The organism is Nocardia sp. NBC_01329 (genome assembly GCF_035956715.1).
Classification (GTDB): Bacteria; Actinomycetota; Actinomycetes; order Mycobacteriales; family Mycobacteriaceae; genus Nocardia.
On the sequence record NZ_CP108381.1, the window covers coordinates 4,558,326 to 4,585,027 of the forward strand.

The 26,702-nt window shown below is 67.9% G+C and carries 26 protein-coding genes; 13 read left to right on the forward strand and 13 right to left on the reverse strand.

Annotated elements, in window-relative coordinates; translation table 11 throughout:
• Nucleotide 1: 1 nt before the first annotated feature.
• The 3 genes from OG405_RS20545 to OG405_RS20555 are packed head-to-tail and all read right to left on the reverse strand — an operon-like array spanning nt 2 to nt 1,687.
• Nucleotides 2-859 (reverse strand): helix-turn-helix domain-containing protein, encoded by an 858-nt coding sequence (locus OG405_RS20545; RefSeq protein ID WP_327148094.1) that lies wholly within the window; start codon nt 857-859, stop codon nt 2-4.
• Nucleotides 856-1,377 carry a DUF6879 family protein gene (locus tag OG405_RS20550; protein WP_327148095.1) on the reverse strand — a complete coding sequence of 174 codons (522 nt, stop codon included), beginning with the start codon at nt 1,375-1,377 and terminating at the stop codon, nt 856-858. Before OG405_RS20550 ends, OG405_RS20545 begins: the two co-directional genes overlap by 4 nt.
• The gene (locus OG405_RS20555; protein WP_327148096.1) at nt 1,358-1,687 is read right to left on the reverse strand and encodes a hypothetical protein; all 330 of its coding nucleotides are present in this window, start codon (nt 1,685-1,687) and stop codon (nt 1,358-1,360) included. Before OG405_RS20555 ends, OG405_RS20550 begins: the two co-directional genes overlap by 20 nt.
• A gap of 219 nt (nt 1,688-1,906) precedes the next feature.
• Between OG405_RS20555 and OG405_RS20560 the strand changes: the two genes are divergently transcribed.
• Nucleotides 1,907-2,230: a hypothetical protein gene (locus tag OG405_RS20560; RefSeq protein WP_327148097.1), complete on the forward strand. Its 324-nt coding sequence runs from the start codon at nt 1,907-1,909 to the stop codon at nt 2,228-2,230.
• A gap of 118 nt (nt 2,231-2,348) precedes the next feature.
• On the opposite strand, the gene OG405_RS20565 is transcribed toward OG405_RS20560, so the two are convergent.
• The 5 genes from OG405_RS20565 to OG405_RS20585 form a co-directional block, all read right to left on the reverse strand.
• Nucleotides 2,349-3,485: an ABC transporter substrate-binding protein gene (locus OG405_RS20565; RefSeq protein ID WP_327148098.1), complete on the reverse strand. Its 1,137-nt coding sequence runs from the start codon at nt 3,483-3,485 to the stop codon at nt 2,349-2,351.
• A gap of 40 nt (nt 3,486-3,525) precedes the next feature.
• On the reverse strand, nt 3,526-4,296 hold the full coding sequence (locus OG405_RS20570) for an ABC transporter permease (protein WP_327148099.1): 771 nt from the start codon (nt 4,294-4,296) through the stop codon (nt 3,526-3,528).
• Between the two features lie 92 nt (nt 4,297-4,388).
• Nucleotides 4,389-5,150, reverse strand: coding sequence for an ABC transporter ATP-binding protein (locus tag OG405_RS20575; protein WP_327152428.1), 762 nt, complete (start codon nt 5,148-5,150; stop codon nt 4,389-4,391).
• Nucleotides 5,151-5,263: 113 nt separating this feature from the next.
• Nucleotides 5,264-6,460 carry an amidohydrolase gene (locus OG405_RS20580; RefSeq protein WP_327148100.1) on the reverse strand — a complete coding sequence of 399 codons (1,197 nt, stop codon included), beginning with the start codon at nt 6,458-6,460 and terminating at the stop codon, nt 5,264-5,266.
• 20 nt (nt 6,461-6,480) lie between these two features.
• The gene (locus tag OG405_RS20585) at nt 6,481-7,224 is read right to left on the reverse strand and encodes a sulfite exporter TauE/SafE family protein (protein ID WP_327148101.1); all 744 of its coding nucleotides are present in this window, start codon (nt 7,222-7,224) and stop codon (nt 6,481-6,483) included.
• A 224-nt stretch (nt 7,225-7,448) separates the two neighbouring features.
• On the opposite strand from OG405_RS20585, the gene OG405_RS20590 reads away from it, so the two are divergent.
• Together OG405_RS20590 and OG405_RS20595 are read left to right on the forward strand one after the other, a co-directional pair.
• On the forward strand, nt 7,449-8,117 hold the full coding sequence (locus tag OG405_RS20590; protein ID WP_327148102.1) for a GntR family transcriptional regulator: 669 nt from the start codon (nt 7,449-7,451) through the stop codon (nt 8,115-8,117).
• A gap of 56 nt (nt 8,118-8,173) precedes the next feature.
• Nucleotides 8,174-9,484, forward strand: coding sequence for an amidohydrolase family protein (locus OG405_RS20595; RefSeq protein ID WP_327148103.1), 1,311 nt, complete (start codon nt 8,174-8,176; stop codon nt 9,482-9,484).
• Nucleotides 9,485-9,491: 7 nt separating this feature from the next.
• On the opposite strand, the gene OG405_RS20600 is transcribed toward OG405_RS20595, so the two are convergent.
• The 5 genes from OG405_RS20600 to OG405_RS20620 are packed head-to-tail and all read right to left on the reverse strand — an operon-like array spanning nt 9,492 to nt 14,547.
• Entirely contained in the window at nt 9,492-10,298 is an 807-nt protein-coding gene (locus OG405_RS20600) for an ABC transporter ATP-binding protein (protein WP_327148104.1), read from the reverse strand.
• A 25-nt stretch (nt 10,299-10,323) separates the two neighbouring features.
• Nucleotides 10,324-11,229 (reverse strand): ABC transporter permease, encoded by a 906-nt coding sequence (locus tag OG405_RS20605; protein ID WP_327148105.1) that lies wholly within the window; start codon nt 11,227-11,229, stop codon nt 10,324-10,326.
• On the reverse strand, nt 11,226-12,200 hold the full coding sequence (locus tag OG405_RS20610) for an ABC transporter substrate-binding protein (RefSeq protein ID WP_327148106.1): 975 nt from the start codon (nt 12,198-12,200) through the stop codon (nt 11,226-11,228). The genes OG405_RS20605 and OG405_RS20610 overlap by 4 nt, the downstream gene beginning before the upstream one ends.
• Nucleotides 12,197-13,396, reverse strand: a complete 1,200-nt coding sequence (locus tag OG405_RS20615) for an amidase family protein (RefSeq protein WP_327148107.1) — start codon at nt 13,394-13,396, stop codon at nt 12,197-12,199. Before OG405_RS20615 ends, OG405_RS20610 begins: the two co-directional genes overlap by 4 nt.
• A complete protein-coding gene (locus OG405_RS20620) occupies nt 13,393-14,547 on the reverse strand; it encodes an acetamidase/formamidase family protein (RefSeq protein ID WP_327148108.1) in 1,155 nt (384 codons plus the stop codon). The genes OG405_RS20615 and OG405_RS20620 overlap by 4 nt, the downstream gene beginning before the upstream one ends.
• Nucleotides 14,548-14,852: 305 nt before the next feature.
• Between OG405_RS20620 and OG405_RS20625 the strand changes: the two genes are divergently transcribed.
• The 10 genes from OG405_RS20625 (at nt 14,853) to OG405_RS20670 (ending at nt 26,698) form a co-directional block, all read left to right on the forward strand.
• A complete protein-coding gene (locus OG405_RS20625; RefSeq protein ID WP_327148109.1) occupies nt 14,853-15,551 on the forward strand; it encodes a FadR/GntR family transcriptional regulator in 699 nt (232 codons plus the stop codon).
• A 286-nt stretch (nt 15,552-15,837) separates the two neighbouring features.
• Nucleotides 15,838-17,358 carry an acyl-CoA synthetase gene (locus OG405_RS20630; RefSeq protein WP_327148110.1) on the forward strand — a complete coding sequence of 507 codons (1,521 nt, stop codon included), beginning with the start codon at nt 15,838-15,840 and terminating at the stop codon, nt 17,356-17,358.
• A 434-nt stretch (nt 17,359-17,792) separates the two neighbouring features.
• Nucleotides 17,793-18,149, forward strand: coding sequence for a hypothetical protein (locus OG405_RS20635; RefSeq protein ID WP_327148111.1), 357 nt, complete (start codon nt 17,793-17,795; stop codon nt 18,147-18,149).
• Between the two features lie 159 nt (nt 18,150-18,308).
• Nucleotides 18,309-19,835, forward strand: coding sequence for a hypothetical protein (locus OG405_RS20640; RefSeq protein WP_327148112.1), 1,527 nt, complete (start codon nt 18,309-18,311; stop codon nt 19,833-19,835).
• Nucleotides 19,836-20,065: 230 nt separating this feature from the next.
• Nucleotides 20,066-22,495, forward strand: a complete 2,430-nt coding sequence (locus OG405_RS20645) for a sensor histidine kinase (protein ID WP_327148113.1) — start codon at nt 20,066-20,068, stop codon at nt 22,493-22,495.
• Nucleotides 22,473-22,889, forward strand: a complete 417-nt coding sequence (locus tag OG405_RS20650; RefSeq protein ID WP_327148114.1) for a roadblock/LC7 domain-containing protein — start codon at nt 22,473-22,475, stop codon at nt 22,887-22,889. The genes OG405_RS20645 and OG405_RS20650 overlap by 23 nt, the downstream gene beginning before the upstream one ends.
• Nucleotides 22,886-23,260 carry a DUF742 domain-containing protein gene (locus OG405_RS20655; protein WP_327148115.1) on the forward strand — a complete coding sequence of 125 codons (375 nt, stop codon included), beginning with the start codon at nt 22,886-22,888 and terminating at the stop codon, nt 23,258-23,260. Before OG405_RS20650 ends, OG405_RS20655 begins: the two co-directional genes overlap by 4 nt.
• Before the next feature lie 273 nt (nt 23,261-23,533).
• Complete coding sequence (locus OG405_RS20660; protein ID WP_327148116.1) at nt 23,534-25,936, forward strand: sensor histidine kinase; 2,403 nt, start codon at nt 23,534-23,536, stop codon at nt 25,934-25,936.
• Entirely contained in the window at nt 25,914-26,330 is a 417-nt protein-coding gene (locus tag OG405_RS20665) for a roadblock/LC7 domain-containing protein (RefSeq protein ID WP_327148117.1), read from the forward strand. Before OG405_RS20660 ends, OG405_RS20665 begins: the two co-directional genes overlap by 23 nt.
• Nucleotides 26,327-26,698: a DUF742 domain-containing protein gene (locus OG405_RS20670; protein ID WP_327148118.1), complete on the forward strand. Its 372-nt coding sequence runs from the start codon at nt 26,327-26,329 to the stop codon at nt 26,696-26,698. The genes OG405_RS20665 and OG405_RS20670 overlap by 4 nt, the downstream gene beginning before the upstream one ends.
• Nucleotides 26,699-26,702: the final 4 nt, after the last annotated feature.

Below are 26,702 nucleotides of genomic sequence, written 5' to 3' on the forward strand. Positions count from 1 at the left end.
TTCACAACCGGTCGGCCGTACCGGTGTTCGCGGTCCGTCCACGCTGCGCCGCGAAAATCAACCCGCGCGCCTTCTCCCCTGTCACCGACTGCCCGGCGAGGGCATCGAACGCCCGCCCGTACACATCGATCTCCCGGGGCTGGGTGATGGTGAGTTCGGCGGCGGTCCCCTCCACCATCACCAGTCGGTTGTCGAACATGGCGAAATTGGTGGATACCACCAGCGCCTCGGCGGTGAACGGCACGATCCCGATGGTCACTCGCGGCATACCGATGATGGACGAGAGCCGGTCGAGCTGACCGAGCATGACGGCATCGTCGCCGACCGTGGTGTAGAGCGCTTGTTCGGCGATCAGGAAATGGAACAGGTGGTCGCGCTGGTAGAGGATGCGCTGGCGTTCCATCCGCTTCGACACCGCGTTGTCGACATCATCGGGGATGCGATGGAATTCGATACCGCGGCGCAGTTTGGCGGCGGCGTATTCCGCGGTCTGGAGTAGACCGGGAACGATCTGCGGCTGGAAGTCCCGGATATGGGCGGACGCCGCTTCGAGTTTCAGCGATTTCTGTTGCCGACGGCCGAGGCCGGTGCCGAGGATCTTGCGCCATTCGAGGTAGGCGACATCGATGGTGTTGGAGGTGGCCAGTAGGTCCGGTAGCTGATCTTCGGCGCCGCAGTGACGGCAGTAGGCGCGGATATCGTCGTCGGAGGGTCTTATCCGCGCGAATTCGATCTTGCTCACCTTCGACTCGTGCCAGCCCGCGAGCAGGGCGAGTCTTCGGTTGGTGAGCCCGGCCTGGCGCCGGAGCTCCCGGAGCCGTGCCCCGAGAGCTTCTCGCGCGTCGTGCACTTCGTTCATCTGTCGACATATTCCGTGTAGGGCGTGGCCATGTCCCAGAGCCGGTGCTTCACACACCGGGCGTACCGGATGATCCCCGAATCCGTCGTGACCGCCAGACCGGAGGGTTTGCCGTGGCCGTCGACCAGGTTGTAGACGACCCGCTCGTCGTCGATCAACCACCAGTCGTCCGACGGCACGTCGCCGGCCAGATGCCGGGGTATGTACCGGATGTCCTCACCGGCATCGGTGTTGGTATCGGTCACCGACAGCAACCAGCGGTGATAGTCGGTGTGCGGCACCGTCACCACCCGGACCCGGCGCACGGTCACACCGCGGCCGGTCGTCTCCCGGATCAGCGAGTTCCAGCCGTCCTTCGGATCGTCCGGTACCGCGGGGCGGCCGTCCAGGAACCGGCCCAGCCGGCCTGCTTCGGCCGGCACGGCGTAGGCGTCCCGGACTTCCAGGTGGAATGCCTCGGACACGCACTGGCGCAGGAGCGCGGCCCAGTCCGGCGGCTCATGCGGAAGATAGAGCACCGTAGAACGTCCTTCTGGTCTTCGGGACTTCGATCGCTACCTCATCGGGCGCCAGATCGAGCTGCGCCAAGATCTCACGCTCGGCGACCGGCCGGCCGGCGAGGGTGAACGTGCCTCGGCCGGTATCTTCCATGGGTGCGCCGATGAAGGTATCGGGTTCGGCGTAACCCAGTAGCAGGTGCGGGATCTCGACGGTCGCGGGGCTGTCGGTCTCCCATCCCTGGACCAGATAGCTTCCTTGATCGGTTGTGTACAGACTGGGGCATCCACCGAGATCCGAGCCCCCCTTACCGAGAAACCGCAGACGCATACTTCAACCCCTGTTCGATGGTTAGCACGAGTTTTCCCGCACCTCGTACATGATGCACTTCTGCGCCGACACGCGGGAAACAGCGGAACCCGGTTGTGCAAACTTGTGCTCACCGCTCGCCATGATCGGTCTGTACTCCTTACCGTCGACTCAACCGTCGCGCCGGATATCTGTGCCGGGGAACTGGTATCCGAGTCGACCACAGACCGAGGGGTGATCATGCGATTCGAGGTGAAGGTGAGCGGTTACGGGGGCCGGTGGCTCCTCTCCGCACCCGCGTTCGGTGTCCGCAAGATCGTGGACGACGAGTCCGCCATCCGGGACGAGGCCCACCGGATGATCGCCCGGTGCGGGACCGCGCCGACCGTTTTCGAGATCGAGCTCGTGCCGGGTGAGGGCCTCGACACATCGCCCCCGGCCGACGATCGGCCCCCGGCCGGGGAGATCCACGGCCACGGACGTTTTCCGGGGGGAGCGACGGTATCCGAACTCCGCGTCGGAACGCGCCGTACCGACGAACCGGTGATCGACGACGGTTTCTGATCCAGTTCGCAGGTGCACACATCCCCCGGTAGCCACGGCACGGTCGGCTACCGGAGGAGGCGTTCGACATCACCGGACCGCGACAGCGTTCCGGGACAGCGTTCAGGGACAGCGGGATTCAGGGTTTCGGCACGGCGGGCAGGGCGATGGCCGGGTCGATGAACTCGTTGGTCACCAGATCGGTGGCGGTGAGCCCATCGGCGATCTTGTCGCCGCGTTTACGCAGGATCGGAGTCACCGCGTCGATCACCCGGTTCACCCGTGCCTCGTCGAAATTGCCGAGGGTGTCGTCCGGTCCGTTACCGACGATCTTCTCGGCCACCTGCACTTTCACCGAATCGGTATTACCGGCGGCGGTCATCGGCGGCCCGTCGGGGATGGTTTCGGCGATCCGCAGCAGCGCCTGGTTCACCGGTTCGGGATCGGCGATGTAGTCGATCTGGGCTTGCTGCAGCATCGGGACCAGTTTCGTCAGGCAGGGCCGCAGAGCATCGAGTTCACCGGTCCGCACCGACCAGGCGTGCGGGTAGATCTCATAACCGGATTCGTGGACGAGCAGCGAGTCGGTGGGTTTGCGCCAGCCCTCGACGTCGTGTTCCCAGCGGAAGGGTTCGTTGGATACATACCCCTGCTGCATCACGCGACCGCGCTCGGCGACGAAACGGCTCGGCGTGCCGTCGAACGAGGCATCGGCCTGGTCCGGACGCACATAGCCGTGGGCGGTGAGGTAGTCCATGAATATCTTGCCCTCGCTGTACACCACCGGGGCGCCGGTGTCGGGGACGTCCTTCCACGTTTCGACGTGATAGGTCGCCGGATCCCACATGATGATCTGCGGATTCACATCGAGCGAGGCGAATACTCCGGTCACCGGGAATTCTGCCCGGGCGCGGACGGCGTCGTCGGTGGGGACGAAACCCAGGGTGATCGAGGTGTCCTGGTACATCTGCGCGGGTACCGGCTGACCGCCCAGGAACGGGCCGCCGAGCCGGACCTCGACATTGATACCGGTATCGCCCAGTGGGCCCGCGTAGGAGCCCTTGTTGACGTCCACGGTGCCGTCGGGTCCGACGAGCTGGAACGCGGCGGCCCGTTCCGGGGTGGCGTACCAGTCCGTCTGGATCACGACGGTCGACGGGCAGGCTCCGGCCAATGGGCCGGCACCGGTGGGTTCCGGAACCGAACTCGCTCCACCGCAGGCGGTGAGCAGCGCGGTACCCGCGAGGGCAGTGAGAGCGGACAGCGGTTTCTTCATGGCACTTCCTGAGGTGAAGAGTGGATAGGTGGAGGAGAGATCAGTGGCCGCGGCGGCGGCCGTGCGCCCGCTCCACGCGGACGGCCAGGAAATCGAAGAACCAGAACAGCATCAGCCCGGCCAGCGAGGACAGCAGCAGTGCGGTGAGCAGTTCCTCGGTCGCCAGCCGCTGCCGGTAGACGTCGATCATCCGGCCGATACCGGGTTCACCCTGGCGGAAGAAGAAGTCGGCGACGATCGAGCCGATGATCGCCATCCCGCCGGAGATCTTGAAACCGGAGATCATCGCGGGCAGTGCGGTGGGCAATTGGAGTTTCAGCAGCCGCTGCCATCGGCTCGCGCCGTGCAGGGTGAACAGGTCGTGCTCGGCCGGTGCGACGGCTTTCAGGCCGAACAGGGTGTTGGTGACCACCGGGAACAGCGCCACCATCACACAGACGATCACCCGGCTGCCGAATTCGTAGCCGAACCAGAAGCCGAACAGCGGGACCACGGCCAGGATCGGAATGGTCTGCAGGATCACCGCGTACGGGTACAGCGAATATTCGGCCCAGCGCGCCTGGCTCATCACCACCGCGAATCCGACGCCCAGCGCCATGGCGATGACCAGTCCGCTCAATGCGACCAGCACCGTGGAACCCAAGGCGGACAGGATCTCCGAACGGACGGCCGAATCGAGCAGGCCTTCGCTGATCACCTGGTCGGGGCCGGGTAACAGGAAACGCGATTCCGCGGCGATCAGGTGGTGACTGGTGAAGTACCAGACACCCATGACGACGACGAACACCACAACAGGGGCGATGATTCGCACCGGCGCCGACCTGCGACGCGTTGTCCGCACCGCCTGTTTCGGCTGGTCCTGTGTGGTAGCAGTACGAGTGGCGGTGTCCGCCGCGACCGTTGTCATGCCGCGGCCCCCTGTTCGGCAGCGTGCAGCGCGGCGGAGACCGCACCGGCGATCTCGGCGAACTCCGGGGTGTAGCGCAGTCCGGGCTCCCGCGGAAAGTCCAGGGATACCGGGATATCGGCCGCCACCCGGCCCGGACGGCCGGTGAGCACGACGACTCGGGTCGACATGAACACCGCCTCCGGGACCGAATGGGTGACGAACACACCCGCGAAGGCGTCACGCCGGAAGAGACCGCCCACTTCCTCGTTGAGCCGCTGGCGGGTGATCTCGTCGAGGGCACCGAACGGTTCGTCGAACAGGAACACTTCCGGCCGCAGCGTGAGTGCGCGAGCGATGGAGGCCCGCATACGCATACCGCCGGAGAGCTGGGCGGGTTTATGTTTCTCGAAACCGCCCAGCCCGACCCGTTCGATGGCGTCCAGCGCCGCCGCGCGGCGTTCGGCCCGGTTCACCCCGGCCAGTTCCGCGGGAAGTTCCACATTGCGCAAGACCGTGCGCCACGGCAGCAGTGTCGCTTCCTGGAAGACGTAGCCGAGATGTTCGGTGGCGACCGCGACCGCACCGGAACTGGCTTCTTCGAAACCGGCCGCCAGCCGTAGCAGGGTCGATTTCCCGCAGCCGGAGGGGCCGACGAGGGAGACGAATTCGCCTGGGCGGACGGCGATATCGATATCGCGCAGTGCGGCGGTTCCGTTCTCGAAGACCATCGACACATTCCGGAACGCGAGGGCCGGGTCCGGCCCGGTCGTATACATTGCCTCCCCTGTATGGGTCGGCGCCGGGATAGCCTTTGTGCTCATGGAACAGTTCTATCGGCTGCTCGTTGCCGATCGCGGTCCGCCGGATTACACCCCTGTTTCGTATACGATCAAGAAACCAATTGTCCGTCCCGTGCCACCACCCGGCCACCCTTGAGAACCAGTTTCCGGGTCGGGACCCCGACGACCGCCGCCGCCGGCGTCGCGGCCTCGACCGTGACGAGATCGGCCCGCGCCCCCACCCGCAACCCGTAGTCCGCGAGTCCGAGGACCTTCGCACCGCCGAGAGTCCCCGCAGCGAGCGCCAATTCGATCTCCTCGTCGGCGAGCAGTCGATCGCGGAAAGCCACGGTACTGATCCGGCGCAACATATCGCCGTCGCCGTAAGGGGTCCACAGATCCCGGATACCGTCGTTGCCGAGAGCGAGAGTCGCGCCGGCGGCGTGCATCACGCGTAGTGGCACCACCGGCGCGTCGCCGACCGCGCAGGTCACCATGGCCACGCCCGCTTCGGTCAGACGCTCGGCGATCCGCCGCTGCTCGTCGGGCGGCAGCGCGCCCATCGCGTAGGCGTGGCTGATGGTGACCCGCCCACCCAGGCCGGTGGTCTTCGTCCGTTCGATGATCAACTCGAATTCCCAGGCACCGAGGGCACCTCCATCGTGCAGGTGGATATCGATTTTCGCGCCGTAGCGTTCGGCCAGGCCGAAGATGAGGTCCAACTGCCCGGTCGGGTCACCGTCGTATCCGGCGGGATCGATCCCGCCCACCACCTCGACACCCCCGGCCAAAGCCTCGTCCAGCAGTTCCGCGGTCCCGGGCCGGCGGATCAGACCGCCCTGCGGGAAGGCGACCAGTTCGACGTCCACCCGGTCGCGGTGCCGGGCGGCGGCGGTCCGCACCGCCTCCACCCCGGCCAGCCCGACCGAGGGATCGATATCGATATGACTACGTACGTGCGCCGTTCCGCCGGCGATCATGGTCGCGAGCAGGTTCGCGGAATAGTCGGCGCTCGGAATGCCGAGTTCGGCACGCCGGTTCTCGCCGTTGGCGATCCGCCCGGCCAGCGAACGGCCACCGGTATTCGGCACCCACGGCCCACTCCACAGGGTCTTGTCCAGATGGCAGTGGGTATCGACGAATCCGGGCAGGACCAGCGCACCCGCCAGTTCGAGGGTTTCGGCGCCGGGGGCCGCCAGCCCCGGCCCGAGCTGCTCGATCCGACCGGCCCGGATCAGGATATCGGCGGTTTCCAGCGGTCGGCCGGGCAGCCAAGGACGGCCGTTGCGCAGTACCAGATCGGTCATGATTCCTTCTTTCACCAGATTCACGTGAACAACATCGCGATACCCGCGCCCGCACCGAAGACGATCACCAGGGCGCGGAACGCGCCGGGGCGCAGCCGATCGGAGATCTTGCCGCCGACCACGCCGCCGAGCAGGCAGGCCGGGGCCAGTACCAGAACCGACCACCAGTCGACCGGGCCGAACAGAGCCACCGCGATGGTGGCGGTGGTGGAGACGGCGAGGGTCAGCACACTCTTCAGACCGTTGAGCAGGTTGATGGAGGCATCGATACCGAGTGCGAGCGCGGTCAGCAGCACGATGCCCATCCCACCGTTGAAGTACGCCCCGTACATACCGCCCAGGAAGACCCCGGCGAAGAGGGTGGCCCGGGAATCGCCGCCCTTTTCGGCGAGCTTCCGGGAGATCAGCGGTTGCGCGGCGAACAGCGCGGTCGCCGCCAGGATCAGATAGGGAACCAGAGCGGTGAACACTTCGGGCGGCGCCGCGAGCAGAGCCACCACGCCGCCGAGCGCGCCCGCGGTGCCGACGACGATGAGCCGGGGCAGCAGGCTGCGATGTTCGGCCAGTCGCGAGCGCAGTGCGGCCGCGCCACCCAGATAACCCGGCCACACCGCTACGGCATTGGTCACCGTCGCGGTCACCGGCGGCAGTCCGGTCGCCACCAGGGCGGGAAACGACAGCAGGCTGCCGCCGCCGGCGATGGTGTTGCACACGCCGGCGCCGAAACCGGCCGCCAGCAGCAGCACCGCGTACACGGGATCCATAACATCCTTCCCCCAACATCCTTCTGACCACACGACCACAATTGAGACCGGATCGTATACGAAACACACTGGGCTCGCCGCTCGTGTGCTGCCGGTCACCCCGGAAACCCGCCGCTCCCGCGGGCCGCACCGACGACTCGAGAGCATTCCTGGTATTCAAGTGGAGTACCGGGCGGCGGATCGTATGCGACCGCCCGCCGATTTCCACCCGAGCCGAGGACGATGTGGACAGCACCAACCCACGGATGACCAAACAGCAGGTGTGCCGCGCCATTCGCGACGACATCATCCGCGGCGTGTTCGCACCGGGTCAGCGATTGACCGAGGACACGCTCGCCGAGAGCTACGGCGTATCCCGGGTACCGGTACGGGAAGCATTGCGCACCCTCGAAGCCGAGGGTTTCGCGTATTCGCGCACCTATGCCGGTACCTTCGTGGCCGAGTTGACCGAGGACGAGGCCGCGGATCTGCTCGAGATCCGCGCCCTGCTCGAACCGCTGTGCGCGAGCCGGGCCGCGCATCGGCGCACCCCCGAACAACTGGGCCGGCTCAAGGAGCTGACCGCCCTGGGGCAGGAATCGGTACGTGCCGGGCGCCTCGACGACCTGACCAGGCTCAACAGTCGCTTCCACGAAGTATTGGCCGAAGCTTCGGGCAGTAGCCTGCTGGCCGGTCTGATCACCCAGCTCGGCTGGAAGATCGCCTGGGTGTACGCGGTCGAACTCCCACGCCGCGCCACCGATTCCTGGGACGAGCACGAGCGGATCTGCGCCGCGCTCGAGGCCGGGGACGCGGGCCTGGCCGGGAGCCTGGTCACCGAGCACATAGCGCACGCGACGACCGCCTATCGGCTCCGGACCGCCCACCCGGCACCGTCGGGCGCGGGTTCTTAACCTCAGCGAAGCATTTCGCGGGTCCACCGGAAACACCCGGGTCGTATACAACCGGTGTGACCTTTTCGGACCCGGATACGCCCGTTGCGAACCCGTCGCCTATCGACAACACGGATCTGTTGCTCCGCAATGCGCGCATCGACGACGCGACCGCGCCGGTGGACATCGCGGTGACGGACGGGGTGATCACGGGTATCGGCCCGGCACCGGCCGCAACCGCCACCGCGGAGATCGACTGCGCTGGGCGCGTGGTCATACCGGGTCTCGTCGAATCGCATGTGCACCTGGACAAAGCGCTGCTCGACGGCGAACGCGCGAACCCCGACGGCACCCTGGCCGGGGCGATCGCGATCACCGCCGAGTTGAAACGGGAGTTCACCCCGGCCTCGATCCGAGACCGCGCCCGCCGTGTACTCGAGCAGGCGATCACTCACGGCACCACCGTGATCCGGGCGCATCCGGATGTCGACCCCATCGTCGGCCTGCTGGGTGTACACACCCTGCTGGAGCTGCGGGAGGAGTTCCGCGGCCGGATCGACCTGCAGATCGTGGCCTTCCCGCAGGAGGGCATCTTCCGCGCGCCCGGCACTCGCGAGCTGCTCCGCGAAGCACTGCGCGACGGCGCCGATGTGATCGGTGGCTGCACCTACAACGAGCATTCGGTCGCCGAGTGCCGCCGTCATATCGATCTCGTGTTCGACCTGGCGGCCGAGTTCGAGGTCCCGGTCGACCTGCACGCCGATTTCGCCGACGATACAACCGATCCGCGCTTCGCCCTGGCCGATTACATCGCCGAGGTCACCGATCGGACCGGGATGGCGGGCCGGGTCACCATCGGTCACGCGACCTCGCTGGCCGCCCGCCCGCCCGAGGACCGGCGGCGGGTCCTGTTCCGGCTCGCCGATGCGGGCGTGGCCGTGGTCCCGCTCCCGGCCACCGATATGTTCCTGGGCGGGCGCGGCGATACCGCGAGTATCCGCCGCGGTATCGCCCCCGTACGCGAGCTGTGGGCAGCGGGAGTGCGGACCGCGTACTCGTCCAACAACATCCGCAACGCCTTCACCCCGTACGGCAATGCCGATCTGCTCGATATCGGCCTGTTCCTGGCCCAGACCTCGCATCTGGCCGGGCCCGCCGATCTGGCCCGGGTTCTCGGCATGGCCACCTACGAGGCCGCCGCGGTGATCGGTATCGCGCAGAGCTACGGATTGCGGGTGGGCGCGGCGGCGGATCTGGTGGTGCTGTCCAGCCACCGCGTCGCCGATGCGCTGCTGGACCGGCCGGACCGTTGCTATGTCGTGAAAGCGGGCCGGGTCGTCGCGCGGACGACCCGGACCCGGGAACTGCTACCGGCGACCCCGGTATGAGCACCGGTCAGGCCGCGGCCCGATCACCCTGGTGGATCAGCGCATCTATCCGGCGTTTGTAATCGTTGAACTCCGGGGCGGTCGCCTCCCGCGCACGGGGCAGGTCGATGGCGAGCACCTCCCGCACATGTCCGGCGCTACCGTGCGCGGTACCACCGGCCATCACCACCACCCGGTCCGACAGGTATACGGCTTCCTCGACACTGTGCGTGACGAAGACGACCGTGACACCGGAATCCCGGTGGATCCGGGCGAGCTCGGTCTGCATATCGCTGCGGGTGAGGGCGTCGAGCGCGCCGAAGGGTTCGTCCATCAGCAGCACCGCCGGTCGATTGGCCAGAACCCGGGCGATGGCGACGCGCTGCTGCATACCGCCGGAGAGCTGATGCGGGAACGAATCGCGCACCCGGGTCAGGCCGACGGTCGCCAGACTGCGATCGGTGGTCTCCCGGATATCGTCGCGGGTCATCCGGGCCTGTTTCGGCCCGTAGGCGATGTTCTCCGCGACGGTGAGCCAGGGGAACAGCCCGTAATCCTGGAATACGACCCCCCGGTCCGGGCCCGGCCCGGTGACCGGCTCGTCGCCCACCGACACGGCGCCCTGGGTGGCGGTTTCGAAGCCGGCCAGGATCCGCAGCAGCGTCGATTTACCGCAACCGCTGGCACCGACCACGCAGACGAATTCCCCGGCGGCGATATCGAGATTCACCCCGTCCACCGCGAATCCGGACGCACCCGGAAATCGTTTGCCCAGGCCGTCGAGCACGATCCGCGCGGGCCGATGCGGACGGCGGCGAGTGGAGTAGATCTTCATGGTTATCACCTGATCCGAGAAGGGGTCACGGGAGCAGCGGCCGCCGGCCGGCGGCCAGGCGGACGGCGAGCATCATGATGCGGTCGGCGAGGAATCCGGCCAGCCCGATCACGATCATGACGGCGACGATGAGGTCGGTGCGGGATTGTTCGCGCGCCTGGGTGATCAGCGCGCCCAGCCCGACCCGGATACCGACCGTCTCGCCGACCACCAGGATCACCCAGGACAGGCCGAGCGCGATCCGCAACCCGGAAACGATCGTCGGAATCGCGGCCGGTAACACCACCTTGTACAACGTCTGCGCCGGTGGTGTGCCGAGCATGGCCGCCGCCTCGAACAGCCGGGCCGGCACGGCGCGCACGCCCGCGATGGTGTTGATCAGGATCGAGAACACCGCGGCCAGGAACACCAGGAAGATGGTGGCCCGGTCGCCGAATCCGATGATCAGCAACGACAGCGGAGCCCAGGCGGTCACCGGGATCGGGCGGATGAGGTTGAGCGTGGGTTCGAGCATCCGGTGGACGAGCGGCGAACGACCCATCACGATCCCCAACGGCACCGCCACCGCCGCCGCGATCGCGAAACCCTGCAGCACCCGCACCGTGCTGGCGTACAGGTGCAGCCACAGGGTGCCACTGTAGGAGTCGTCGACGATCCCGCCCACCGCCAGATCCACCAGCCGCCGCGCGACCTCCACGGGAGTGGGCAGAAACTGCATCTGGATCCCGAGCGGGAGGGTCCAGCCGCCGTCGACACCGCGGTCCCACAGCAGCAGCACCACCAGCGGTACCGGCAGCGCCCACAGGATCCCCACCGCCCGGGCCCGATAGCGGTCGCGCCGCGACGGCGAATCCGGCGGGCCTGTCCCCGCCGCGGTCCCCGAGTGCGCCGGCTCGGAAGCCCGCTCGGTCCGGATCCCCAGCGTGGTCATCGCTGCGCGTTCACGGTATCGAGGAACTCGGTCCGGAAGACCTTGCTCATATCCGGTGCGGCGGGCAACTGGTCGAAGTCCACCATCTGCCGCGCGAGTTCGGTCACCCGCTGCCGGTACTCGTCGTCGAGCTCCCAGCGAAGCCGCACATTGTCGATGGCGATATCGGTGACCGCCCGGTCCATTGCGAAGGTCTCCACCAGCCCGGCCGCCCAGGTTTCGCGGTCAGCTTTCATGAAATCGATGGCGCGCGCGAACGTCTGCACGGTGTCGCGGGCGCGGTCGGGATGTTCGTCGAGGAAGCGCCCGTTGCCGCCGAGGACGATATTGGTGGCGCCGATCGAGGTGTCGTAGGGCGAGACGATCTGGTGGGCGCCGGCCTGCCGGGCGATCGACACACCCATTTCCGCGCTCAGGAAGGCGTCGACCCGACCGGAGGTGTAGGCACTCGCCATATCGGAGTACGCCAGGTTCACCAGCTGCACATCGGTATCGGGGTCCAGGCCGTGCGCGCGCAGGGTGAGTTTCAGCGCGATCTCCTGCGAGGATCCCGCCGGGAACCCGATCCGTTTGCCCCGCAACTCCTCCGGGGTCCGGATTTTCGGCGATCCGACGAACCCGGACCCGCCGTCGGCCGCCGACGCGATGATCTGCACATCCTGTTCCGCCGCGACACCGGAGAGCATCGCGGGCGCGCCGAGGACCCCGATATCGATGGCACCCGAAGCGAGCGCGTTCTTTATATCCGGCGAGTTCTCGAACAGCACGATCTCGTAGGTGGTGTTCTCCGGGGCGAAGCGCTGCATGAAATACGGGGCGTATAGATGCGGCTGCCCGCGCAACGTCCCGATCCGGATCGCACCGGCGTCACCACCGGCACTGTCGGGTGTGGCGATACAGCCGGTCAGGCCGGCGATCGCCAGCAGGGTGGCCGCGATGATCGAGAAAACATGGCGGAATCGTTGTTTCATGGTCGGTCCTCACTGTGGAGCGATCCCGCGGCCGGTACAGCGACACTGCTGAGCGCGAGGCGGATCAGGGAACGGTCGGAGCCGGGTGCGCCCAGCAGGCACAAGCCGACCGGCATACCGTCGCGGGATCGCAGCGGCACTGTCACCGCCGGCAGCCCGGCTATGGATGCCGGGCAGGTCAGCCGCAAGGTGCGGGCGCGGGCCTGCTCCCATACCTGCCGGCCACCTGAGCGCGGCGGCGGTGGAGTCGCGACAGTCGGCAGCAGTAGCACCCGGTCGCCGACCACGGACCGCAGACTTTCCGCCGCGCCGGCCAGGACCTCGCGTGCGGCGCCCGCCTGCGCGACGGTGACCGACGCCGCGAAGGCGAAGCGTTCGGCCACATCGGGGTCCAGCACGCCCGGATGGGTCGCGACCCATTCCCCGTGATTCGCCCAGGCCTCGAACGCCTGGACCACGCGGAAGGCCGCGAGCCAGCTCTCGGTGGGACACAGTTCGACCGGCACGGCACCGAGTGAATCGGCTATCGCGCCGACGGCGGCCGCGATCTCGGGGTCGGCGTAGGCGCAAACCGCCCGGTCGATCGCGTAACCGGCCGGGGCCGCGGTGTCGGCATCCAGTACGCACTCCGCGATATCCGCCAGCGTCGCGCCGTCCCGCGCGATCCAACCCACGGTGTCGAAGGACTGCGCCAGCGGCAGCAGACCCGAAGTATCGACCCGGCCGTGTGTGGTCCGTATCCCCCACAACCCCTGGTAGGCCGCCGGTACTCGGATAGACCCCGCGGTATCGGTCCCCAGACCGATATCGGCTTCTCCGCGGGCCACCGCGACCGCCGGTCCGCTCGTGGAACCACCCGGAATTCGCGCGGGCGCCGCCGGATTCACCGGCATTCCGAACGCGCCGTTGCCGCCGGTCAGGCTGTAGGCGAATTCGTCGGTCCGGGCGATACCGCCGATCCGCGCGCCCGCCGACAGCAGCCGCGCCACCGCGTGCGCGTGGCGGGGCGCCGGTACCTGCTCCCGCTCGTAGGCCGGCACACCGGCGCCCACGGCGAATCCGGCCACCGCGAACAAGTCCTTCACCGCCACGGTCCGCCCGGACAGCGGGCCCGCCGCGGTCGAGTCCACCAGCGGCGACCCGGTCACTCGCCAGACGCTGGTGTCGATTTCGGGATCCGCGGCGACCCCGGTCATCGCAACCGCTCCAGCACCCGGCGCGCGAAGGCGGTATCGGCGGCCCGGCCGAAATCGGAGCTGCGCACCGCGGCGTGTACCCCGCGCACCTGATCGACCGCCTGCGAGATCGTGAAATCGGCCGCGGCGCTGAGATACAGGTATGCCTGCCGGGGGTCCGCTTCGAACAGCCCGCTCACCAGATCCACCGCATGCGTCACACACAGCTCCAAGGCGGTGTTCAAGTCTGCGTGCAACCCGGTCGGGATCAGCAGTCCGTGCGCCGCGGCGAACGGCCCGATCCGGCCGCCGAATCCACCGGCGATCTCGGCCGCCGGGATCAGGTCCAGGGTCAGCCGCGCCCGTAACGGTGCTTCGAGCGCGGTCAGCGCGACCTCGCCGTCACCCTGCGCGAAATGCGGATCACCGATGTAGAGCAGGGCTTCCGGTACCTGGACCGGCAGGAACAGGGTGGCTCCCGCAGTGAGGAGTTTGACGTCGATATTGCCGCCGTGCGGCCCCGGTGGCACGGAGTTCACCCGGGTCCCGGTATCGGTGGCCACCCCGATGATGCCCAGGAAGGGTGCCAGCGGAAAGGTCGCGTGCCCGGCGTGCCCGGACGCGTCGAGCGGCATCGTGGCGAACCAGCGGTCGTCACCGGGAACGACCCGGCAGAACTGTCCGTAGTCACCGTCGAAGCCGGGCCGGCCGCCGAGTACCCCGCGCCCGTGCCGGGTCGAGACCACACCGTAGGGCGCGCGCATGGTCAGTGCGTCGATCCGTACGGCGAGCAGATCACCCGGTCGCGCACCGGCGACCGCGATCGGCCCGGTCACGATATGCGGGCCGGCCCCGGATTCGCGGGTCCGCCGAGCGGCCACCGCCACGGTGTCGGCGAGTACCTCGTCGCGGGCTATCCCGTGGTTCCCGAAGTACCGCAGCGGATCCGATCCTTGATCCTCGAGGATGCCCTCGTGGCTGACGGTGTCGACCACAACGGTGGATCCCGGTGCGACCGTGGCGACGGCGGTATCGGTCCGGCAGGGCAACCGGCCCCAGAGAACCCGGTCGGGTTCGGCCGGCACGTACGCCGTGCCCGGGTCGATTCCTGTGCCCTGCTGCAGGACCGGGAAGGCCGGGGCGGCCTCTTCCTGCGATACCAGCGTCGTCACCGCGACTCCTTATTGGTCCGACCATCCGATGCACCGACCATAAGAGGCACCACACTCGGTCGCGACCGTGGCGGCGGAACGTAACGACCGGTTTACCGGTCCGCAACAGGACCACGAAATATGCTGGCCATCGGTAACTTTGCCGAATCATTCCGACCGCCGGGGAACGGGTGGCGACAATCCGCGGTCGGCTCCGTAGAATCCGCACCGAAGCACTCATCCCGGTATTGGTCGGACCACACTCGTTCGTGAATCGACACCGGGATCACCAGTTGCGGCCGCGCGGCCGGTATAGGAGGGGCCCTATGACCTTTGCATCGATCCCCCCGATGCGCCGCCGGTCGCGCAGTGTCAGCGCCGAGGTGGCCGCGCACCTGGAGAAGCTGATCATCAGCGGCGAGCTGCGGGCCGGGGATCGGCTCCCACCGGAACGCGAGCTCGCCGCGAACATGAACATCTCACGATCGTCGTTGCGCGAGGCCATGTTCGAGCTGGAGTCCAAGAAGCTGGTGGAGCGGCGACAGGGCCGGGGCAGCACCGTCGCCGATATCTCACCGGGGGCGTCGCAGCTGCACGGAAACCTCGCCGATCTCGATATCGAGCTCGGCTACGCCACCGAGCTGCGGGATCTGGTCGAGCCACGGATCGCCGAACTGGCCGCGCTGCGTGCCGTGGATTCCAATCTGCTCTCCCTCGACGAGGTGCTCGCCCGCTCACACGAGACCCTGCCGGCCGAGGAGTCGATGCGTCTCGATCTCGAGTTCCACACCCTGCTGGCGCACGCGGCGCAGAACCCGCTGCTGGTCACCCTGTGCACGATGACCAACGAATGGACGCGACGCACCCGGGTGCTCTCCCACCGCACCGCGCTGGGCCGCCGGATCTCCATCCAGGGCCACGAGTCGATCTACCGGGCGGTGTCCGAGCACGACGGGCCCGCGGCGGCGACCGCGATGGAGCAGCATCTGCGTGAGGTCCGCCAGATCAGCACACCGAACAGCTGAGCTGCCCGGCGCCCGGGACCGGGTGAACCGGACGGCCGGCGCGCACCTGCCGGCGGACCGGATGCCGCATTCCTGAACGAGCCCTCGCGGCACTGGGCAAGAACCGGCTACCGAATCACCGCGCCGTGCCCACGAGTTCCGGAAAACCGACGAATCACTGTTCACTTTCGGCTATCGTCGCGATCGCCGGGTGATTGCCCGGTGGGGGCCGGTGCCGCGAGCGACACGGGCCGCGTCTCGGCTCGGCGGTCGGCCACCGACCGCATCGCTTCCGTGAAGGAGCATTATGTATCCCGGCGCGCATGTCGATGAACTCGCCGATAAACCAGCCATTATCGTCGCCGAGACCGGCGAGAAGCTGACCTATCGGGAGCTGGAGGACAACTCGGTCCGGCTCGCCCGGCATCTGCACTCCGCCGGATTGAGCAAAGGCGACCACATCGCGTTGCTCTCCGGTAACGACCCGAAGGTCTATGAGGCCTACTGGGCAGCTCTGCGATCCGGGCTTTACATCACGGCGGTCAACCGGCATCTGTCCCCGTCCGAGATCAGCTATATCGTCGACGATTGCGGCGCGAAGGCGCTGATCGTCTCGGCCGAGCTGCGCGAGGCCGCCGAGACGATCGTCGAGCAGACTCCCGAAGTGGAGATCCGGCTGGCTTTCGGCGGCCCGGTCGAAGGCTACGAGTGTTACGAGGACGCACTGGCGGCGCAACCCCCGCAACCACTGCCGGACCAGCCACGCGGTGCCGACATGCTCTACTCCTCCGGTACCACCGGGCGTCCCAAGGGCATCGAACAGCCGCTGTCGGACCAGCAGGTCGACGATCCGCCCGGCGACCCCTATACCGCTGTCTTCGGCCCGCTCTACGGTTTCGACACCGAATCGGTCTACCTGTCCCCTGCCCCGCTCTACCACGCCGCACCGCTGCGTTTCGGCGGCGTCGTCCAAGCTCTCGGTGGCACTCTCGTCGTGATGGAGCGGTTCGATGCCGAGCAGGCCCTGGCCGCGATCGAGCGCTACCGGGTCACCCACAGCCAGTGGGTTCCCACCATGTTCGTCCGGATGCTGAAACTCGACGAGGCCACGCGCACCCGCTACGACATCTCCAGCCTGAAGGTCGCCGTGCACGCGGCCGCGCCCTGCGCCGTCGAGGTGAAACGGGCGATGATCGAGTGGTGGGGCCCGGTGCTGTTCGAGTACTACGCCTCGACCGAGGCCAACGGCGCCACCTTCATCGACAGTGAGCAGTGGCTGCGCAAACCGGGCTCGGTGGGTCCGGCGGGGATGGGCACGATCCGAATCTGCGGAGAGGACGGCACGGAACTGCCGACCGGCGATATCGGCACGATCTATTTCGAACGCGAGGAAATGCCCTTCGCCTACCACAACGACCCGGCGAAAACGCAGCAGGCGATCCATCCGGACCACCCGACCTGGACGACGACCGGCGATATCGGCTACATCGACGCCGACGGTTTCCTGTTCCTCACCGACCGCAAAGCATTCATGATCATTTCCGGCGGGGTGAACATCTACCCGCAGGAGATCGAGGACGCGCTCGCCCTGCATCCGCTGGTACTCGATGTCGCGGTGATCGGTATTCCCGACGAGGAGATGGGCGAATCGGTGAAAGCCGTGATCCAACCGGCCCCGGACGTGGCACCCGGCCCGGACCTGGCCGCGGAGTTGCGCGAGTATCTGCGCGCGCGGATCGCCCACTACAAGGTGCCGCGCACTTTCGACTTCGCCGACGAGCTGCCCCGCACCCCGACGGGCAAACTGGTCAAGGGCAAGCTGAGTTGATCTGCCCCGCCTTCGGCGGGGCGGGTCGGGGCCCTATTAACCCCGGTTCTTCACTCCTTCGCTCAGTCGCTGCGCTCCTTCGCTTCGTCGCTCCAGAACCGGGGCGGGCCCCGACCACTGGGGTAGACGATCCGGAGTAGACGGAGGGTGCCTGCGGGTCTGTACCTCGATCAGCCTGGGAGGTCCGCGAGACTGCGAGTTCTCTCGTCGCCGATCGGTGAACTGTGGGGCTGCATGTCTCCCCCGCTTCTCGGTTCGGACCCGGGGGTGGGCCCGGCCACGGAGCAAGCTGTGGCGGCCGGACCGGCGATGCGAGCCGGTTCTACCGGGCACCGGGCCGCCCGGCCGTCTCGCACTCGGCGGGTCGACGCCCGTTCACCGGGGATGTTTGTCGCGCCGCTGCCGGGAAATACGGCGGTCAGGAGGGTGCGGCGATGAGTAACGATGCGGAGAAACGCTGGTCCGACGACGGGAACTTCCGGCGGGCCGTGCGCTACGGCCTGGCTGTACTCGCGCTGGCCGCGCTGGTGTGCGCGGTCGCGGCGATCTGGACGGCGACCGGGAGGTGCCGCGACGCCGACGCGCTGTTGTGCGATACGCCTTCCCGGATCGCCGTCCTGTTCGGGCCCGCGCTCGTCCTGATGGCGGGCGGTATCGGTGCCTTCGTGGAAACGATCCGGGTCTGGCGGCGGGAAGGCCCCTGGCCTATCTGGCAGGGGGCCGGCTGGTTCCTGTTCCTGATCATGCTCTTCTACCTGGGAATCGGCGCGAGCACAGTACCCGTGGACTGACGGGCGGTCCCCGCCGGCCCGGGCGGCCCCGCACTGGTGGGGGCAACCGCCCGGTAGCCCTGCTAACTCACCATCACCTGTGGCAGACTTCCGAGCAATGCTCGGACTACGGCCGCTCGACGACCGTGCGCGGAAGGTGATGCGGGAATTGAGATCGCGATGGATCTGATCGCCATCGAGGGCCGGGTGGCCGCAGACCGGATCGCGGCGCGTGACCGAACTCCGGACGCGGAACTCCAGCTGGCCAGCGCGCTGTGTGAGCTCGCCTCGGCCTATCTGGCCACCCAGACCGACGGTTCGGCGCGCAATCGGGTAGCCGGCGCCCTGGAGCCCGCGCAGGAAGCGGTGATGATCCGGCTGCGCTGGTTCACCTCCGGTCATGTGTCGGCTGTTTTCGCCAACCAGGTCCAGGACACGCTGCGGCTGCTGGAACAGGCCGCCCGGGCCATCGGCCATCGCGAACTCGCCACGGCCACCATTCGCGACGCCTGCAACGCCTATACCCGGGTGGCGCACGATCATCCGAACGCGGCGGGAGTCTGCGCGGACGGCCTGTCGAAATGCGGTGTGTGGCTGTGCCGGCTGGACCCGGGCGCGGCCGTGGTGGCCACCGACGAGGCGGTCCGGATCCGTGCCACCCTGTTCCAGGCCGACGCCGAACAGTCCCGGAAATACCTCGCCACCCTGAACACCCTGCTGCGCACCCTCATGGTGGGCCGGCAGCGGAAACAGGCGGTGGCCATGTATCGCGAACGCTATACCGCGCTCACCACCCCGGCCATGGCGTCGCAACTGCGGAATCTGAAGATCGAGGAGATCGGCTTCACCAACAAGACGCAGGCCGCGCTGCGCAAGCTGGAATGCCGAACCCTCGAACGCGCCGGTTATCTGACCCAGCAGCAGATCCTGTACCAAAGCGCGGGAGATCTGGCCACGATCGAGGAGATCAACTGGCAGCTCGCGCTGGTCGGCCTGAAACCGCTGGTCGCCGGGGCGATGCCGGACCAACCGGCCAAACCGGTGGAGATCGGATCCTCGTTCGGGGCGTTGAGTGTTCTGTGCTCGTCACCCGACGCGCTGCAACAGGTGCGCGACGCCATCGTCGCCGCGTACTCCGCGGCCGGTGCCGAGCCGGTGGATATCAACACCGCCTACGGGGTGGACAAGGCGCACTGGGGCACCCGGGATCCGCAGCTCAATGCCACCACCGAACTCGGTGAGGACATTGTGCTGGTCGAGCGGATGTCGGGTAGCTGGATCGCGGTGAAGAGCCTCAAATGGGAACTCACCCCGGTCGCGAAGAATCCGCTGGCGCGGTCTCTTTCGGAGCAGTGGCCGGTACTGAGCGTGACGAGCACCGAGAACCTCGCCTACGAGTTGTGCTGGTACGAACAGGGCGCGGCCACCCAGTACGCCGCGCTCGGCCGGCCCGCCGAACCGGTCGCGCTGGATACTCCTCTGGCGCCGTTGGATTTCGGCAAACTCGCCGACTACGGGGCGGATTACGCCTCGGAGACCCAGATCCGTTCCGCGTTCGGTAATGCCACCATGTTCGCCAAGCTCACCGAACTCCCGGCCAGTGGTATCCGGCAGGCCGCCGAGGCCGGGCCGCTGGCCGGATACGGGGAACGGGCGCTGTGTTTCCGAGTGGCGGGCACCCGACGCCCGGCGGTTACGCGCGAGTAGCTCGGCGGTCTCGAGCAGTTCGCCGATAAGCCGTAACGACCCGGCTTCGGATCCCGAAAAGCTTGCCTGGTGGGAGTAGTGGTTTTCGAGACTGAAACGTATTGCTTTCGCTAGTGTCTGGGACCGAAGCGTGACGCATTGCCGGGAGACCGCAGTGCCGGGATAGTTGGGCGGTGAGCCGGAGGCGTTGATGGCGTTCGCGCACATCCCCGGGAACGAGTTGATTCACTGTGTCCAAGCGGCTGCCACTCCCCGGATTCATCCGGAGATTCCGTTCCAGACCGAGTCGAACACGCGGCCGCGTCGGTATTCGGACACGCCTGCTCGCCATCGTTCTCATCACCAGCGTCGCCCTGCTGGCGATCGGGGTCGGCGCGGCGGCGTATCTGGTGAATTCCGGTCGCAAGGCCCAGGAGTGGGCCGATCTGGCCAGTAGTACCACCACCCCCGCCATTCTGATGGTGCAGGGCCTCCAAGAGGAACGACGCCTGTCGCTACTGGATCTGGCGGGTGACCCCGGCGCGGCGGCCGCCCTGCTGGACGCGCGAAAACGCTCCGATATCGCCCTCGCTGAGGTCAGTGCCAAAGGTGAAGCCGCCCAGCGGCTCGACCCCGACGGCTCGGCCGGCCAGATCGAGGGTTACCGCAAACTTTTCGAAGCCGTGCCGAATCTGCGCGCGGCCATCGACGCCCGCGCGATCCCGCGCGAGGACGCGTTCGGATTCTTCAGTTCGGTCATCGACACCATCATCGGGGCGTCGGTTCTGGCGGCCCGGGTCGCGCCCGACGCCGGTGTCGGGACCGCGCTCAGCTACGGCGTCGAACCGCTGCGGGCCGCCGAAGCACTGTCCAAGGCCGACACCTCAGGTGCTGTCGCGCTGACCCTCGGTGAGCTGAGCGATGTGCAGCTGCTCGAATTCAACCGGCAGGTCGGCGAATTCCGCGGCGAAGTGGCGTATTCGGCGACAGTGCTGAAAGGCCCTCGCCTCGCCCAGTTGCAGGCTCTCACCTCCTCTCCCGCCTGGCACCAGCTGATCGCCGTGCAGGACGCCGTGATGTTGCACGGTCCGATACCGGCCGGCGATTCGGAGTCCGCCGACTCCACCAACGAGGATGTCGGCAGCCGTACCGGTTCCGGCTACGACGCCACCGACGAGTCCACGGACTCCGACCTGCCCGCGCTGCCCTTGACCATCGCCGATTGGCAGCGGGCCTCCGGTGAGGTGGTAGCGGGCCTGCTGAAACTCTGGGAGGGCCAGAGCGCCGACGCCCACGCCATCGGTCGCGCCCAGGGCACCGATACCGCCAACCGCTCGCTGGCCGGCGGCGCCGCGGTGCTGCTCATCACCGGTCTGGCCTTCCTCGCCGCCCTCCTGCTGGCGAACCGCTTCATCGGCCGGATGCGCCACCTGCGCGACGACACCCTGGAACTCGCCGACCAGCGGCTGCCCGACATCATGCAGCGCCTCGATCGGGGCGAGAAGGTCGATTCGGCCGCCGAGGTGGCCCGGCTGGACTTCGGCACCGACGAACTCGGCGAAGTGGCCGACGCGTTCAACCGGGCCCAGGTCGCCGCCGTCTCCGCAGCGGTGGCCGAAGCCCGGACGCGGGCCGGTTTCCATACCGTTTTCCTCAATATCGCCCACCGCAACCAGCTCGCCGTGCACCGCCAGCTCGCCCTGCTGGACAAGGCCGAACGGCAAGAAGAGAACGCCGACCAGCTCGAACTGCTCTTCCAGCTCGACCATCTCGCCACCCGCGCCCGGCGCCACGCCGAGAACCTGATCGTCCTCGGCGGCGAGCAGTCGGGCCGGCGCTGGCGCAACCCGGTCCCGCTGTGGGAACTCATCCGCGGCGCGGTCGCGGAAAGCCTGGACTACACCCGGATCCACACCGGACGCGTGCCCGATGTCCTCATCGCGGGCAAAGCCGTGGCCGACCTCATCCATCTGCTCGCGGAACTGATGGACAACGCCACCGCGTTCTCGCCGCCGGAATCCCAGGTCGAGGTTTCGGCGACGGTCGTCGGCAAAGGTGTGGCGGTCGAGGTCGCGGATCAGGGTCTGGGGATGACCGAGGAGGAGGTCGCCGCGCGCAACAGCCTGCTGGCCGAACCACCGGACTTCGGGGTCGCCGCGCTCACCGGTGATACCCGCCTCGGCCTGTTCGTGGTCGCCACGCTGGCCGCCCGCCACAATGTCACGGTGCGCTTGACCGATTCGGTCTACGGCGGGATCAAAGCCATCGCGGTGATTCCGACCGCGCTCATCGAATCCGGCGGTCCGGAGCGTTCCGCGCGGCCGGCCCTCGAACCCACCGCGGCGCCGGCATCGGTGAGCCCCGGCGCGTCCGCCGGCCACAACGCCGAACCCGCACCGCGTATATCCGCGGGTGCGCACCCGACGAGCGTGATCTCGACACCGCGGCCGGACGAAGGTCACCGCCCGGCGTTGCCACGCCGGCAGCGGCGATCCGCCGAAGCCGATACCGGAGTGATCCCGATCGTCGAGCTGCCGCCCTCCCGCACACCCGAGCAGGCCCGGAATCTGATGTCGGCCATCGAAGGCGGCACCCGGTCCGGTCGCCGCTCCGGCAACGGCTCCCCCACCACCGACCGCACTCGAGAAGAAGGCACCGATGACGACTCCTCCGCGCACTGATCTGAGCTGGCTGCTGGAAGAACTGGTGAGCGGGTTGCCGGACGCCGAATCGGCGGTCCTGCTCTCCACCGACGGATTGTTGATGGGGCATTCGGCACGGCTCGACCGGACCGAGGCCGAACGGTTCGCCGCGATGGCCTCGGCGTTCCACAGTCTGGCCCGGAGCGCGGGCAGCCAGTTCAAGGCCGGCGGCGTCTGTCAGACCGTGGTGGAACTCGATCGCGCGGTGCTGTTCATCACCGCTGCCGGGGGAAACGCCTGCTTGGCGCTGCTGGCTTCCGAAGCCGCCAACATGGGCATGGTCGCCTATGAGATGAACCGAACCGTGCAACGGGTCGGTAGCCATCTGGCTGTCGACTCGCGCCCGCAGCGCAGCGGTGCGAGACAGCCGTGACCGGACCGCGCGAACCCTGGGAAGAAGAGGAAGCCGGTCCGGTCGCACGGCTGTACGCGATGACCGGCGGCCGGGGTCGCACCGCGCGAACCGAGCTCACCCTGGACACCATGGTGGTCGATATCGGGGCCGGGTTCGCCCCACGGCGTACCGAACCCGAATACGTCGACATCGTCCAGTTCTGCCGGGTGCCGCAATCGGTGGCGGAGGTATCGGCACAGTTCCGGGTCCCGCTCGCGATGACCAAGGTCCTCGTCGGCGATCTCATCGACGACGGCCGGCTGGTCGTACGAGCTCCGGTCGAGACCTCCGACGCCACACCCGATCTCGGTTTGTTGCAGACCATCGCGAACAGTCTGCGGGGAGGCTGAATCCCGATCGCAAGATCGAACCGGTCTGGATACCGGCATTCTCACGGCCGCCGAACGGCCGATCGACGCAGTTCTCGCCCCCGTTGTAGCAACGGTCACAGCGATACCTTCGAGTCCGCTCGGTGAGACCGGTCTCCGGCCGGCGCCCGACTTTCGCTATGGTCTGGACGGAAGCTGATGCATTGCCGGGCAATGGCAATGCCGAGAATATTGGGTGATGCGCCGGTCACCACCTGCCGCACCGGCGCATGCCCGGGAACGGGTTGATCTATCGTGGCTGTTCGGCGCCATCTGCCCGAATCACTGGTACGGGCACTGCGGTCCGGCAGAAACGTGACACGCGGCCGCATGGGAATCCGGGCCCGGCTGCTCTCGATCGTGCTGATCACCAGCGTCACCCTGGTGGTCGTCGGGGTGGGTGCCGCCGGGTATCTGGTCAAGGCCAGTCTTTCCGCCACCGTGTGGGCCGAGCTGATCAGCAGCACCACTACTCCGGTGATCTCGATGGTGCAGTCCTTCGAAGAGGAGCGGCGGCTGTCGCTGCTGTATCTGGCGGGTGATCCGGATGCGGCGAACCGCCTGGTGGACGCGCGGAAACGTTCCGATACCGCCCTGGCCGCCGTGATCGCCAAGGGTGAGGCGGCTCAGCGTCTCGACCCCGACGGATCGGCGGCCGAGCTGGAAACCTTCCGGCCGCTCTACAACCGGGTCCCCGGCGTCCGCACCGCGATCGACGCCCGCGTCATGCCCCACGACGAAGCATTCGGTTTCTTCAGCACTGTCGTCGGGACCATCTTCAAAGCGTCGATGGTGGCGGCCCGGGTGGCACCCGACGCCGGACTCGGTATCGCCCTCGGTTACGGCGTCGAGCCCCTGCGGGCCGCCGAGGCATTGTCGCAGGCCGACACTCTCGGCGCCGTCGCCCTGACTCGGGGCGAGCTGACCCATCAGCAGCTCTTCGAATTCACCCGCTACACCGGCGAAGTCCGGTCGCAGGTGGCCTATTCGGCCACTGTGCTCACCGGGCCGCGGCTGGCCCAGTTACAGACCATCACGGATTCACCGGACTGGCACCAGGTGATCGCCATGCAGGACGCGGTCGTCCTGCGCGGTCCGGTGATCGCCGCCGAGACCGACGGCACCGGCGAGTACGGCGACGAGTACGAACAATCCGCGGAACCCGAGACGGCGCCGTTGCCGATGACCGCGCCCGCCTGGCAGGAAGCCTCCGTCCGGGTCAGTTCGGCGCTGCTGAGTCTGTGGGAGAGCCAGAGCCGCGATGCCCATGCCATCGCGCGCGCGGAGGGCACCGATACCGCCGGGCTGTCGTTTGTCGGTGGAATCGTGGTGCTGATCGTCACGGCGGTGGCGCTGCTGGCCGCCCTCATCGGCGCGAACCGGTTCATCGCCCGCATGCGTCGCCTCCGCGACGACACCCTGGAACTCGCGGATCACCGCCTGCCCGACCTCATGCAGCGCCTCGACAACGGCGCGGAGATCGATACCGCCGCCGAGGTGGCCCACCTGGACTTCGGCACCGACGAACTCGGCGAAGTCGCCGACGCGTTCAACCGCGCTCAGGTCGCCGCCGTCTCCGCGGCGGTGGCCGAAGCCCAGACCAGGGCCGGTTTCCGGACCGTCTTCCTCAATATCGCCCACCGCAACCAGCTCGCCGTGCACCGCCAGCTCGCCCTGCTGGACAAGGCCGAACGGCAGGAGGAGAACGCCGACCAGCTCGAACTCCTCTTCGAACTCGATCATCTGGCCACCCGCGCCCGGCGCCACGCCGAGAACCTCATCGTCCTCGGCGGCGAACAGCCGGGCCGCCGCTGGCGCAAACCGGTGCCGCTGTGGGATCTCATCCGGGGCGCGGCAGCGGAAAGTCAGGACTACACCCGGATCCACACCGGTCAGATCCCGAACCTGAGCATTACCGGCCTGGCCACCGCCGACCTGATCCATCTGCTCGCCGAGCTGATGGAGAACGCCACAGCGTTCTCGCCCCCGTCGGCCCATGTCGAGGTTTCGGCCGCCGTCGTCGGCCGTGGGGTGGCGGTCGAGGTCTCCGACCGCGGTCTGGGGATGTCGGCCGAAGAGATCACCGAACGCAACGAACTGCTGGCCCAGCCACCCGATTTCGGGGTGGCCGCCCTCACCGGGGAGACCCGGCTGGGCCTGTTCGTGGTGGCCACTCTGGCCGCCCGCCACGGTGTTTCGGTGCGGTTGACGGAATCGGTCTACGGCGGGATCAAGGCGGTCGTACTGATCCCCGCCGCGCTCATCGAATCCGCGAACTCCCCAGAACCGCCCGCCGCGCCCGCGTATGCCGCGGTGGCGAGTCCCGCACCGCACGAGGCCGCCGCTCCGGCGATCGAAGGCGGCGCCGCACAGGCACAGTCCACGCCCGGATCCACCCAGCAGGTCACCACCGCACCGTCACCCGGGAAAGGCACCCGTCCCGCGCTACCGCGCCGTCAGCGGCAGCAGGCCGATCCCCAGCCCGGGGAAACTCCGGTCGCCGAGGAAACCCCTCGTACGCGCACACCGGAACAGGCTCGCAATCTGATGGCCGCCATCGAAGGCGGCACCCGATCCGGACGCCACCCGCGTCCCGAACCGGGCACGGCCGATCGAAACCGACAGGAAGGCGACGATGACAACTCCTCCGCGCACTGATCTGAGCTGGCTGCTGGAAGAGCTCGTGAGCGGGTTGCCGGACGCCGTATCCGCGGTCCTGCTCTCCACCGACGGTCTCCTGATGGGACGCTCGGCGCGGCTGGAGCAGACCGAAGGCGAACGATTCGCGGCCATGGCCTCGGCGTTCCACAGTCTGGCTCGCAGTGCCGGAAGCCATTTCGACGCCGGCGGCGTCTGCCAGACCGTGGTGGAACTCGATCGCGCCGTTCTGTTCATCACCGCCGCCGGCGGGAACACCTGTCTGGCGCTGCTGGCCTCCGAATCCGCCAACATGGGCATGGTGGCGTTCGAGATGAACCGAACTGTGCAGCGGGTCGGTAGCCATCTGGCCGTCGACTCGCGCCCGCACCCGAACGGCGCGCCGCAGCCATGAGCGGGCCGCACGACGACGGCTGGGACGAGGAGGACGCCGGTCCCGTCGTACGCCTCTACGCGCTGACCCGGGGACGCGGTCGCACCTCGCGCACCGACCTGACCCTCGACACCATGGTGGTCGACGCCTCGCCGGGGCTGGCTTCCCGGCGGCCCGAACCCGAATACGTCGATATCGTGCGCCTGTGCCGGGTTCCGCAATCGGTCGCGGAGGTATCGGCGCAACTGCGGATTCCACTCGCGCTGACCAAGATCCTCATCGGCGATCTGGTCGACGACGGCCGGATCCTGGTCCGCGCGCCGGCCGAGACCGGCGATAGCGATCTCGGCCTGCTCCGAACCATCGCGAACAGTTTGCGCGGCGGCTGATTCT